At 37.1% G+C, this 11,447-nt stretch carries 13 protein-coding genes and 1 riboswitch; of the genes, 5 read left to right on the top strand and 8 right to left on the bottom strand.

Annotation, left to right across the window (positions count from 1 at the left end; genetic code table 11):
• Both bioB and ABH960_RS11540 read left to right on the top strand, forming a co-directional pair.
• Window positions 1-999 (top strand): biotin synthase, encoded by a 999-nt coding sequence (gene bioB / locus ABH960_RS11545; protein WP_113937121.1) that lies wholly within the window; start codon window positions 1-3, stop codon window positions 997-999.
• A 181-nt stretch (window positions 1,000-1,180) separates the two neighbouring features.
• Window positions 1,181-1,501 carry a hypothetical protein gene (locus tag ABH960_RS11540; protein WP_002088493.1) on the top strand — a complete coding sequence of 107 codons (321 nt, stop codon included), beginning with the start codon at window positions 1,181-1,183 and terminating at the stop codon, window positions 1,499-1,501.
• A gap of 23 nt (window positions 1,502-1,524) precedes the next feature.
• On the opposite strand, the gene ribH is transcribed toward ABH960_RS11540, so the two are convergent.
• The 5 genes from ribH to ABH960_RS11515 form a co-directional block, all read right to left on the bottom strand.
• Window positions 1,525-1,986: a 6,7-dimethyl-8-ribityllumazine synthase gene (gene ribH / locus ABH960_RS11535; RefSeq protein ID WP_000230892.1), complete on the bottom strand. Its 462-nt coding sequence runs from the start codon at window positions 1,984-1,986 to the stop codon at window positions 1,525-1,527.
• Window positions 1,987-2,135: 149 nt separating this feature from the next.
• A complete protein-coding gene (gene ribBA, locus ABH960_RS11530; RefSeq protein WP_404445210.1) occupies window positions 2,136-3,347 on the bottom strand; it encodes a bifunctional 3,4-dihydroxy-2-butanone 4-phosphate synthase/GTP cyclohydrolase II in 1,212 nt (403 codons plus the stop codon).
• A gap of 12 nt (window positions 3,348-3,359) precedes the next feature.
• Window positions 3,360-4,004 carry a riboflavin synthase gene (gene ribE / locus ABH960_RS11525; RefSeq protein WP_404445207.1) on the bottom strand — a complete coding sequence of 215 codons (645 nt, stop codon included), beginning with the start codon at window positions 4,002-4,004 and terminating at the stop codon, window positions 3,360-3,362.
• Window positions 3,986-5,098 (bottom strand): bifunctional diaminohydroxyphosphoribosylaminopyrimidine deaminase/5-amino-6-(5-phosphoribosylamino)uracil reductase RibD, encoded by a 1,113-nt coding sequence (gene ribD, locus ABH960_RS11520; RefSeq protein WP_404445204.1) that lies wholly within the window; start codon window positions 5,096-5,098, stop codon window positions 3,986-3,988. Before ribD ends, ribE begins: the two co-directional genes overlap by 19 nt.
• A gap of 309 nt (window positions 5,099-5,407) precedes the next feature.
• Window positions 5,408-5,551, bottom strand: a riboswitch (FMN riboswitch).
• Between the two features lie 190 nt (window positions 5,552-5,741).
• Window positions 5,742-5,948, bottom strand: a complete 207-nt coding sequence (locus tag ABH960_RS11515; protein ID WP_001151582.1) for a CDGSH iron-sulfur domain-containing protein — start codon at window positions 5,946-5,948, stop codon at window positions 5,742-5,744.
• A 139-nt stretch (window positions 5,949-6,087) separates the two neighbouring features.
• On the opposite strand from ABH960_RS11515, the gene ABH960_RS11510 reads away from it, so the two are divergent.
• Entirely contained in the window at window positions 6,088-6,333 is a 246-nt protein-coding gene (locus ABH960_RS11510) for a DUF2552 family protein (RefSeq protein WP_002014992.1), read from the top strand.
• 10 nt (window positions 6,334-6,343) lie between these two features.
• Here ABH960_RS11510 and ABH960_RS11505 read toward each other — a convergent pair whose 3' ends face one another.
• The gene (locus tag ABH960_RS11505; RefSeq protein ID WP_002014993.1) at window positions 6,344-7,267 is read right to left on the bottom strand and encodes an alpha/beta hydrolase; all 924 of its coding nucleotides are present in this window, start codon (window positions 7,265-7,267) and stop codon (window positions 6,344-6,346) included.
• Between the two features lie 82 nt (window positions 7,268-7,349).
• On the opposite strand from ABH960_RS11505, the gene ABH960_RS11500 reads away from it, so the two are divergent.
• Both ABH960_RS11500 and ABH960_RS11495 read left to right on the top strand, forming a co-directional pair.
• On the top strand, window positions 7,350-7,826 hold the full coding sequence (locus ABH960_RS11500; protein ID WP_404445199.1) for a GNAT family N-acetyltransferase: 477 nt from the start codon (window positions 7,350-7,352) through the stop codon (window positions 7,824-7,826).
• A gap of 114 nt (window positions 7,827-7,940) precedes the next feature.
• A complete protein-coding gene (locus ABH960_RS11495; RefSeq protein WP_404445196.1) occupies window positions 7,941-8,867 on the top strand; it encodes a LacI family DNA-binding transcriptional regulator in 927 nt (308 codons plus the stop codon).
• Between the two features lie 25 nt (window positions 8,868-8,892).
• Here ABH960_RS11495 and ABH960_RS11490 read toward each other — a convergent pair whose 3' ends face one another.
• A complete protein-coding gene (locus tag ABH960_RS11490; protein ID WP_404445193.1) occupies window positions 8,893-10,212 on the bottom strand; it encodes a Na+/H+ antiporter family protein in 1,320 nt (439 codons plus the stop codon).
• 119 nt (window positions 10,213-10,331) lie between these two features.
• Window positions 10,332-11,330 carry an alpha/beta fold hydrolase gene (locus ABH960_RS11485; protein ID WP_404445190.1) on the bottom strand — a complete coding sequence of 333 codons (999 nt, stop codon included), beginning with the start codon at window positions 11,328-11,330 and terminating at the stop codon, window positions 10,332-10,334.
• Window positions 11,331-11,447 lie beyond the last annotated feature (117 nt).

The raw sequence follows: 11,447 nt of genomic DNA, 5'->3' as shown, positions 1-11,447 counted from the left end.
ATGAAACAAGTACAAATAAAAAGGGATTGGAAAAAACTTGCATACGACGTAGTAGAAGAGAAAATGATTGCGAAAGAAGATGCAATTGCAATATTAGAAGCTGATGATACAGAGGTTTTAGAAATTATGAATGCAGCTTACATCATTCGCCATCATCATTTTGGTAAGAAAGTAAAGTTGAACATGATTATAAATACGAAATCTGGTTTATGCCCTGAAGATTGCGGGTATTGTTCACAGTCTATTATTTCAGAAGCACCGATTGATAAGTATGCATGGTTAACACAAGAGAAAATTGTTGAAGGAGCGCACGAAGCAATTCGTCGTAAAGCAGGTACATATTGTATTGTTGCATCTGGTCGTCGTCCGACGAATAAAGAAGTAAATCACGTTATTGGAGCAGTTAAGGAAATTCGTGAAACGACAGATTTAAAAATTTGCTGTTGTTTAGGATTTTTAAATGAAGATCAAGCAGGTCAGTTAGCAGAAGCTGGTGTGCATCGTTATAATCACAATTTAAATACGCATGCCAACAATTATGATAGCATTTGTTCAACGCATACGTATGACGATCGTGTTGATACAGTCCAAAAAGCGAAGCAAGCCGGTATTTCTCCATGCTCTGGAGCAATTTTCGGAATGGGAGAAACGATTGAACAGCGCGCTGAAATTGCATTTGAATTACAACGTTTAGATGCTGATTCTATTCCATGTAATTTCCTTGTTGCTGTAAAGGGTACTCCGCTTGAAGGACAAAAAGAATTAACACCTGTAGAATGTTTAAAAGTGCTGGCGATGATGCGTTTTGTAAATCCAACAAAAGAAATTCGTATTTCAGGTGGTCGAGAACTTAATTTACGTTCTGTACAGCCACTTGGTTTATTTGCAGCAAACTCTATCTTTGTCGGGGACTATTTAACAACAGCTGGACAAGAGCCGACTGCGGACTGGGGTATGATTGAAGATTTAGGATTTGAGATTGAAGAATGTGCGCTATAAGATAGATGAAAAGCAAACTCTTTAAAGGGTTTGCTTTTTTTTGTAAATAAAATGTAATAAAAGTCCATTAACGCTTGATAGTAGTCACTTTTGGACGAGAAAAATAATTTTGTGGACGAATTTTCCAAGCCCTAATTGTACATAGTAAAAATGTAATTTATATCGGGTTGGAGGATTTTACATGTACAAATACATATTAACTATTATGACCTGTCTGATTTTAATAAAAGCGATAAGTGCTGATCCAGTTAAGGCGGCTGAAAATCCTGAACAAAAAGAAATGCAACAAAGAATTGAACAGCATTTTCGAACGAAAGCTGAACATTTTGGGCTTGAAACAGAAGGAAAAGATTTAAAAGAAGTGAGGAAGGAAATTTCTATTATAGAAGAAGCGGAAAAGAGAGAAAATGTGTGGAGAACAGCACAAGCTCTTCGTATAAAAACAGAAGGAAAAACGATGGATGAATTAATAGAAGATGTACGAAAAAAGGTGAGAAAATAAAAAAAGAGGCCGTAGCCTCTTTTTTAAGCCCATTGTTTTGATAAATGAGCCATTTCGATCGCAGCAACTGCCGATTCATATCCTTTATTACCAGCTTTTGTACCTGCACGTTCAATCGCTTGTTCAATTGTTTCTGTCGTTAATACACCGAAAATAACTGGAATGTCCGTTTGTAGTGATAAAGACGCAACACCTTTTGCTACTTCATTACAAACGTAATCGTAATGTGTTGTAGCACCGCGAATTACTGTACCTAATGTAATAACAGCATCATATTTTCCGCTATTGGCCATCTTTTTAGCGATTAAAGGAATTTCAAATGCACCAGGAACCCATGCAACATCAATATCATTCTCTTCTACACCGTGACGCTTTAATCCATCTAAAGCTCCGCCAAGTAACTTACTTGTAATAAACTCATTAAAACGTCCAACAACAACCCCAACTTTTAATCCTGTACCAACTAAATGACCTTCGAATACCATAATGTATCTCTCCTTTAATTATAAAGTGAAACTATAATCAGTGGGGGGATTCATCCCCCGCTGATTATTAGTTGAACCAATCGGGCCTTTACGGGCAGTTGATCTCCCACCTAACTTCTTTGCTCCAGCCGAATTTTGAGGTGGGAGTTTTACTGCCCGTTAATGCGGGATAAGTTTAGTAAATGTCCTAATTTGCTTACTTTCGTTTGTAAATACGTTTTGTTTTCTTCTTTTGTTGGCATTTGCAACGGTACACGCTCGGTTACTTCTAAATCGTAACCTTGTAAGCCAGCAATTTTTCGTGGATTATTCGTTAATAATCGTAAACTTTGTAAGCCTAAATCTTTTAAAATTTGAGCACCAATACCGTAATCACGAAGATCAGCTGGGAACCCAAGTTTTTCATTTGCTTCTACAGTATCTAACCCTTCTTCTTGTAACTTATAAGCGCGAAGCTTATTCAGAAGGCCAATGCCTCGTCCTTCTTGTCTCATATAGAGAAGAACACCTTTTCCTTCACGCTCAATTTGAGCAAGTGCAGCATGTAGCTGTGGTCCGCAATCACAGCGGCACGAACCAAATACATCTCCTGTTAAGCATTCTGAATGAACGCGTACAAGTACAGGTTCGCCTGTTGAAATATCACCTTTTACGAGCGCGATATGTTCTTTCATATCTAATGAGTTAGAATAGCCAATTGCATGGAAATTACCGAAATCTGTAGGTAATGTAATTGCCACTTCTCTCGTCACAAGTGTTTCGTGGTGGCGGCGATAAGCAATTAAATCTTCAATTGTAATCATTTTTATATCAAATTGTTTTGCACACTCTATTAAATCAGGTACACGTGCCATCGTACCGTCCTCATTTATAATCTCGCAAATGACGCCGGCGGGCTCAGCTCCGCAAAGTTTTGCTAAATCAACAGCAGCTTCTGTATGACCTGCGCGGCGAAGGACGCCACCTTCTTTCGCAATTAATGGAAAGATATGTCCAGGGCGGTTAAAATCAGTTCCTTTAGATGCGGGATTTAATAATTCCTGTATTGTTGTAGCACGCTCATGAGCACTAATGCCTGTTGTTGTAGAAACGTGATCGATGCTTACTGTAAAAGCAGTATGATGTGAATCTGTATTATGAGATACCATTGGTTCTAACTGTAGACGTCCTGCGTACCCTTCCGTAATCGGTACGCAAACGAGACCACGACCGTGTGTAATCATAAAATTAATCGTTTCTGGTGTAATGTACTCTGCTAAAGCAATAAAATCGCCTTCATTTTCTCGGTTTTCATCATCACATACGATAACGACTTTTCCTTGTTTTAAATCTTCTAGAGCTTCTTCAATACGATGAAACATTGTGCTTCCTCCTTATAGAAATCCGTTTTCTTGTAAAAAGCTTTCGGTCATTGAACCAGTTCTTTTTGCGGGCTTTGAGATAAAGCGTTCAATATATTTTCCAATCATGTCACACTCAATGTTTACGATGTCCCCGGCTTTTTTTTCTCCGATTATAGACTCGCTTACTGTGTGGGGGATGAGTGAAATTGTAATTGAAGATTCGTCTATATCAAATATTGTTAAGCTAGTGCCATCAACAGCAACGGATCCTTTATGCAAACAATAGCGTAGTAATTCATCAGAAATTGCTATTTTGTAATAGATGGCATTGTAATGTTGTTTTTTAGTTAAAATCGTACCGATGCCATCGATATGTCCGGTGACGAAATGTCCACCGAATCGTCCGTTTGCAGCCATCGCCCGTTCTAAATTCACTTTGGCACTTGGCTTTAGCATACGAAGTGATGTTGCTTTCATTGTTTCAGGCATTACGTCGACAGTGAATGAAGTAGTCGTAAAAGTAGTTACTGTTAAGCAAATGCCGTTAACCGCGATACTATCACCTAATTTGACATCGGATAAAATTTGATTCGCGCTAATAGTTAGCTTCATTGCTTCACCACTTTGAGTCATGCTTGATATCGTTCCTAACTCTTCTACGATTCCTGTAAACATTCCGTCACCTCGCTTTTTAAGGTTGCAACAATTTTTATGTCATTACCGATTTGTTTTATCTCTTGAATTGTTAAGGAAAGTGCATCTTGTAACTTCGAAAAACCAGCTCCGCCAAATAAGGTGGGTGCATCTTTTCCACCAATTAATTTCGGGCTTATATAGGTCACGATTTCATTAAAACAATTTGTTTTTAAGAAGTTTGCATGCACCGTTTGACCACCTTCAACGAACAGAGAAAGAATTTGTTTCTCACCGAGCAGGGATAGGACATCTTGTATTTCAATTTGCTGTGTTTTCATTTGGAATACAGCTATATTGTTAGATTCATAAGACGCTATTTTCTCTTTATTTACATCCTTACCGACAATAATCCATGTCGGAGTTAAGCCATCTGTTATGACATGAGAAGATGGCGGCGTTCGTAAGTGGGTATCTAAAATAACGCGTATAGGATGTTTACCTCCGTTTGAAATTCGTGTTGTTAAGTGTGGATTATCAGTTAGAACTGTATTCACACCGACTAGAATAGCATCATGTATATGACGATATTGGTGAACGTCAGCGCGTGCTTCTTCGCCTGTAATCCACTTACTTTCACCGGTTACAGTTGCTGTTTTTCCATCTAAGCTCATTGCTGTTTTTATTGTTACAAAGGGACGTTTCGTTTTCATATAGTGAAAAAAGTATCGATTTAATAAAGTGGCTTCCGCCTCAAGAACACCAGTAGTTACCTCGATTCCAACTTCTTCTAATCTCCTTTTTCCATTTCCGGAAACGAGTGGATTGCAATCAAGAGTAGCAATTACAACACGCTGAACTCCTTTTTCAATGAGTAATTCACAGCAAGGTGGTGTTTTTCCAAAATGGCTACACGGTTCAAGTGTTACATAAACAGTAGCACCTTTTGCTTTTTCACCAGCCATATGAAGTGCATGAATTTCGGCATGTTCTTCACCAGCACGCAAGTGAGCTCCCATTCCTATGATGTTTCCATCTTTTACAACAACAGCACCAACCATAGGATTTGGGCTTGTTTGTCCCGATGTTCCTTGTGCTAACTGCAAGGCAATCCTCATATATTCTTGATCTGTCATTCTTTTCACCTCTCCTGAAAAAATCAAAAAACCCCAAGGATTTTATATCCTTGGGGTTTGGGAGACGTGATTTCTAGAAATATAGTTCGAATACGAAAGTATAGGAAAGAAACCTAACGATGACTGATATTTTGGCATAAGGAAAAAACCTAGCAAAATATCAAATTCTTTCAACGCTAGTCGTATCTTTTTATTTCAGTATAGAAACATAAGTATACAAAATAAAACATATATAAAGATTCAAAATGAAACTTTAAAAATATGCATACTGAAATAAAAGTGTATTCGCTATATAAAATTACTAGAAAACATATCCTTCTCCCATCCAGACTATACTGTCGGCCCTAGAGTTTCACTAGATCCACCGTTTTCGCGTTGAAAACGGGTCACGGACTTAGAAGCTATCGCTTCATCACCGCCGGTTGGGAATTTCACCCGACCCCGAAGGATGTTGTTTGCTCACATTATAGCACAAAAAAGAAAAAAGCAAAGTGGAAAATATTCGAATGTGAAGAATTGTGTGAAAATATATGCCGATTTGAATGGGGACGAAAGTAATAGAAATGTTGAAAGGGGAAGGGCTGTATAGGCTTTGATCAAAAGAAAAAACATGCACAAAAAAATGTGCATGTTACGTCCAAAATTACTCTGCCTCTGGTGCTCTAACAACAGACTCGAATTTTCCTTTATGCGAAGCATCGCAATAAGGCATGTTTTTTGATAAACCACAACGACATAAAGAAAATGCCGGTTTTGCTGGGAATACATTCCCTTGTGAGTCAACTAATTCCACGTCCCCTGTAACGCGAAAAGAGCCATTATCATTCACTTTAATTTGTACTTTTGCCAACGTTATCCCTCCTTTCCAAACGCTTACTCTCATCATATAATTAGGGAGAGTACTTGACAATATAAAAAGAGCACTTTGTTTGAGAGAGAAGAGAGTGTTATAATAGTTTTTATAACTGACTAGAGTAAGGTGACGAAAGATGGATAAAAAATTACACACACTACAAAATATTGCAAATGAGCGCACATGGGCATCATTTTTGAATGATAATCATCCATATAGTTTACTTCATTGGTCAATCGCAGGTGTAGGACAAGAACCGAAAGATGTTTGGTTACTTCAAGATGAGGTAACTTTTCAAACGACGGAATTCCCAACGCTAGACGAGGCAGTAAAGTGGATTTCTGAAAATATGGAACAAGTTACAGACGTTTTAGCGCAGTAAAAAAACAGGCTTATGCAAGCCTGTTTTTTGTTTCTTTTACATATGTGTTTAAAAATTGATCGATGGCATCTTCGTACTCTTCTTTATTTTCATTATAAGAGCAAGCGTGTGCACCATGTTCTGCAATATAAAGCTGTTTATTATTTTCTTTCGCTTCATAAAGTGATTTCGTCATATCAGATAAAATATAGTCATCATCTTTACTATGAATAAAGAGAACCGGATTGTTAATATTTTTTATACAATCAATTGGTGAAACTTCACGAATTGTATAGCCATCACGAACTTTTAAAAAGGCATTTGCTAAAGGTAATAAAGGCCATTTTGGCAAATGAAACTCAACTTTCAAACGATGTTGTAACTGTCCATAAAAATCAGAGAAAGGACAATCAGCAATATAAAAATCAGCACCATCTTCTACAAGTCCTGCATATTGAAGAAGAGTTGCAGCACCCATAGATTCACCATGAATTCCGAGTGTAATATTCGTTCCGAAACGATCTTTTAGCCAGTCAACTACTGACTTTAAATCATGTTTTTCATAATAGCCATAACTTGTTGTTTTACCACCGGTTTTACCATGACGGCGATGATCATAAATAAATACGTTATATCCTCTATTTAAAAATAAGTTTGCATATTTAACGGAATTCATTTTATTTACAGTCACACCGTGGCAAAAAATCATAAATTTATTGGAATGACCAGCTGGCATGTAATATCCGTGAAGTTCGTATCCGAATTGAGAAGGGATGTGAACCTCTTCTTTTTGAATAGCCTTAAAATCGTCCAAATGAAAATGCTTTTTCGTTTCGCGTTCTAAAACTTCTTCCTCTGTTTTTTTCTTCAAGTACATAACTTTATTTGTAAAGAAAATCCCAATCGCAGTTAGTGCGCCTAGTATAGTAAACAATGCTGTAAAAAAACGTTTCATACTTTACCTCATCCTCCAAATACCTCTACATGTGATACACTAACATTGTATCACAATGATGTGAAAAGGGGAGAAATCGTGTATGGTTCATATACAAAAAATCACACCAGAAATGAAAGAAGCAATTCAGGATTTTATGTGTGAAAACTGGGGAAGCTCAATGATGGTCTCGCGAGGCAGAGTACATCAATTAGAAGAATTACCTGGTTTTATTGCACTTAGAAATAACAGAATAGTAGGAATTTCAACATATAAAGTGATAGAAAATATGTGTGAAATTGTATCGTTAAATAGTTTTGAGGAAGGGAAGGGGATTGGTACAAAACTGGTGGATTGTGTATTGCGAGTGGCAAAAGAGAACGAATGTAAAAAAGTGTGGCTTATTACGACGAATGATAATATGAACGCACTTCGTTTTTATCAAAAACGTAGCTTCATGATGACGAACTTATATATTGATGCGGTAAAGGAAGCACGAAAAATAAAGAAAGAAATTCCATTTATTGGTTATGATAATATCGCGATTTCACATGAAATTCAGCTGGAGTATATTTTCTGAGTAGAGTGGAAATTGTGTAACAATTTTCAGAAATATAAAACAATAACCTTGACGAATGTTATATTTTGGTTTAATTTAAAATTGTAATCTATTACCATATTAAGGGGTGACGATGTGGCAACTATACGTGATGTTGCAAAATTGGCCGGTGTTTCAGTCGCAACCGTTTCAAGAGTCATTAACGAAAAAGGATATGTCCATGAAGATACGGTGAAACAAGTAAAAAAAGCAATTGAAGAATTACATTATAGACCGAATGCTACAGCAAAGCCTTTATTTAAACAGCCTTCAACGGTGATTGCATTACTTGTAGATAATTTGCATAATCCATCATACATCACTTTGCTCCGTTTCGTTGAGGAAATAGCATACAAAGAAGGGTATCAAGTAATAGTTTGTAATATAGAAAATAAGAATAGATACATAGATATGTTGGCGCAAAATAACATTGCAGGCGTTATAATGACGAAATCTGTTTTTCGAAGTATAGGAGAAATCTCACTTCCTTTCGCTGTGCTTGAAGAACGACAATCTCTTATGAGCTATTATGAAAGTGGACAGAAAGCTGTTTCTTTATTAAAAGAGAAAGGCTGCCAGTTTCTTGCTTATATCGGTGAGGAAGTAGAGAGTGAAGAAATGGAAGAGCATGTGGCAGGATTTCTAGATACTGCTTGGAAAGAAGGACTTTCTTATCGAGAGGGAATTGTACAAGGGTATACGAATCAACAGTTTCTTGAATTGTTACAAAAGCATCCATACATAGATGGGGTTGTAGCTTCAAGTGATAAGGTCGCTATTGAGCTAATCAGGGCGGCGAAAACTCTTAATATTCATATACCAGGTAAGTTACAAATCATTGGATTTAACGGGAGTGTAGAGGGTGAATGGATAAGTCCATCATTAACGACGATTGGAAGTTATATCGAAGAAAATGGGGAAATAGCTTTTCAACAGTTAATAGGAAAAATAAAGAAGAAACAAGTGCGACAAGAAGAAGTGGAAACAGAATTTAGATGCATTGAGAGAGAAACAACAAAGTAAAAGGTGCGTTTTTAAAACGCACCTTTTATAGTGTAATTGCGGCAATAAAGCCGAATATAAGTAACGGTATATTATAGTGTAGAAATGTTGGGACACATGTATCCCATATATGATGGTGCTGACCATCAGCATTTAAACCGGACGTTGGTCCAAGTGTACTATCAGATGCTGGAGAACCTGCATCACCAAGTGCACCAGCTGTACCGATAATTGCGATTGTAGCCATGGGACTAAATCCGAGCTGGACGCATAACGGTACGAAAATTGTTGTTAAGATTGGGATGGTTGAAAAGGAAGAGCCAATTCCCATCGTAACGAGAAGTCCAATAATGAGCATAAGAAATGCAGCAAGCGGTTTATTATTTCCGATTATATGTGCACTCGTTTGCACAAGAGATTCAACATGTCCAGTTTTTCGAAGAACAGCGCCAAATCCAGCGGCAGAAATCATAACAAATCCGATAAAGGACATCATACGCATTCCACTCGTTAAAATAGCATCGGCTTCTTTAAGAGGGAGGCTACCGCTAACTGATAAGACGATAATACCTGCTAAAGCACCAAAAATCATTGATTCTGTTGCTAATTGTACAGTTAATGTAGCGAGTATTGATAATAAACCCAAAGTAATGCTTCTTTTCGTATAGGGAACGATTTCATTCTGTGCAGAATGAATTTGTTCTGTTTCATATGTACGTGGTTTTCGGTATGTAATGAAAACCGCTACACATAATCCGATAATCATACCGATTGCTGGAATAGTCATCGCTTTTGGAATAAGTGCGACATCAAATGTAAGACCGCTTTGCGCAGCATTTGTTTGCAATACGTCATGAAAAATTTTTCCGAACCCTGCTGGAACCCACATGTAAGGGGTAATTAACCCAAATGTAATAAGACATGTTACAAGCCTACGATCCACCCTCAGCTCATTTAATACTTTTAAAAGTGCTGGAATTAAGATTGGGATGAAGGCGATATGAACAGGGATAATATTTTGTGAGAAGCAAGCCATTATTAAAATGATAAATAATATAAGTATTTTAGAATAGACTTGTTTTTTCGTGTCTTGTTCGTTGCCGATCCATTTTAAAGCTGATTGGATCATTGCATCAGGAAGTCCTGTTTTTGAAAGGGAAATAGCAAATCCACCGAGCATTGCGTAGCTTAATGCGATAGGAGCACTGTTCCCAAGACCGGCTGTAAAAGTACTAATTGTTTCTGAAATACCGAGTCCGCCGATAAGTCCGCCTGTTAAAGCTCCAACGATAATGGCGACAATGACTTGGACACGTAACAAACTAAGCAGTAGCATGACTGCTACTGCGATGAGTACAGCGTTCATAATAAATGTAATCTCCCTAATTTTTATTCTGTTAAGGCAAGCAAGTGTTTGTAGTGACATATACTTGCGACATATCATTATAAAATGTTTTCTATGAAATGTAAAAGCGCCTTTTGTTATTAATGTTGAAAAGATAGTTCTTGTTTAATTGATTGTAAAGATTTAGCGAATAACTCAGGCTCTTCTAAATCTGGAGAATGTGCCGAGTTTGGAAACCAAATCATCTTTTTAATAGGAGCTTGAATGATATCGCAATATTGTTGAACGAGTGCATAAGGAGTTTGATAATCATAGCGACCAGAACAAAAATAAACAGGAACAGATAAACTTGAAATAGATGAAAAGAAATCGATTGTCAGCATCTCTTCCCATAAAACTCCGGATTTTAAATTTCCTGCGAGAAATTTGAACCAATCTAATAGCGTATATTCAGGAGAAAAGAAGCCTTTTCGTATGAAAGAAAAGGAAGATCCATTTTGGATTGCTCCTCCGAATGTACCAAGCCACTTTCTTTGAATAATGAGGCGTCTCGTATCTAAAAAGGGTGGTTTCCCTAATTTTAAAAGAGAAGCTAATGCCTTTTTATGGTCATGTTTTTTGGCAGAGCTAATTAAATGTTGATATAGTAATTCTTCATTTTGCTTCATATGTACGATTTGACCGATGCCGATGTATGCTTCTATATATTCGGGACATTGATTAGTGATTTGTAGTCCGATAATACTTCCCCAAGAATGACCTGCGAGAAATAGTTTTTGCTTATTAAAGCGTTTGAGAAGATATTGAATAACCTTTTTTGCATCTGAAAAAAATTGATCAATCGTAAGATTTGTTTGGATGTCCCGCCATAAAAAGGATTTACCTGCCCCTCGCTGATCCCAATTAATAACGATAAAGTGCTTTTCTAACTCTTTTTGAAAATGGCGAATAAAGCCGATTTGTGCCATACCAGGGCCGCCGTGGCAGCATAATAAAATAGGCTGTTCCACGTTTTGGCCGCGTATAAGGAGAGATTGTTTCCGGTCATTAATCATAACGCTTTCTATCGTAGCGATACTGTTAGGGATTAGTTGCTTCTTTTCGTTGTAAAACTGAGGGGTATGGCTACGAAAAAGCATATGTAAACCTCCTTTTCTTAAATGGTATGAATCGCACAGGCTCTTTCTTTTGCATATACTACTAGAAAATCATTGTATCATAACATACTGGTTTGATTTCAAGTTTAGGCGATTAAG

It is taken from the genome of Bacillus sp. RC252 (assembly GCF_044909215.1).
Classification (GTDB): Bacteria; Bacillota; Bacilli; order Bacillales; family Bacillaceae_G; genus Bacillus_A; species Bacillus_A mycoides.
This window is presented reverse-complemented; position numbering and strand designations above follow the sequence as displayed.

Excerpts from the sequence above, each read along its gene's own strand:
- bioB (WP_113937121.1), top strand. The coding sequence starts at position 1 with ATGAAACAAGTACAAATAAAAAGGGATTGGAAAAAACTTGCATACGAC.
- ABH960_RS11540 (WP_002088493.1), top strand. The coding sequence starts at position 1,181 with ATGTACAAATACATATTAACTATTATGACCTGTCTGATTTTAATAAAA.
- ribH (WP_000230892.1), bottom strand. The coding sequence starts at position 1,986 with ATGGTATTCGAAGGTCATTTAGTTGGTACAGGATTAAAAGTTGGGGTT.
- ribBA (WP_404445210.1), bottom strand. The coding sequence starts at position 3,347 with ATGTTTCATCGTATTGAAGAAGCTCTAGAAGATTTAAAACAAGGAAAA.
- ribE (WP_404445207.1), bottom strand. The coding sequence starts at position 4,004 with ATGTTTACAGGAATCGTAGAAGAGTTAGGAACGATATCAAGCATGACT.
- ribD (WP_404445204.1), bottom strand. The coding sequence starts at position 5,098 with ATGACAGATCAAGAATATATGAGGATTGCCTTGCAGTTAGCACAAGGA.
- ABH960_RS11510 (WP_002014992.1), top strand. The coding sequence starts at position 6,088 with ATGGATAAAAAATTACACACACTACAAAATATTGCAAATGAGCGCACA.
- ABH960_RS11505 (WP_002014993.1), bottom strand. The coding sequence starts at position 7,267 with ATGAAACGTTTTTTTACAGCATTGTTTACTATACTAGGCGCACTAACT.
- ABH960_RS11500 (WP_404445199.1), top strand. The coding sequence starts at position 7,350 with ATGGTTCATATACAAAAAATCACACCAGAAATGAAAGAAGCAATTCAG.
- ABH960_RS11490 (WP_404445193.1), bottom strand. The coding sequence starts at position 10,212 with ATGAACGCTGTACTCATCGCAGTAGCAGTCATGCTACTGCTTAGTTTG.
- ABH960_RS11485 (WP_404445190.1), bottom strand. The coding sequence starts at position 11,330 with ATGCTTTTTCGTAGCCATACCCCTCAGTTTTACAACGAAAAGAAGCAA.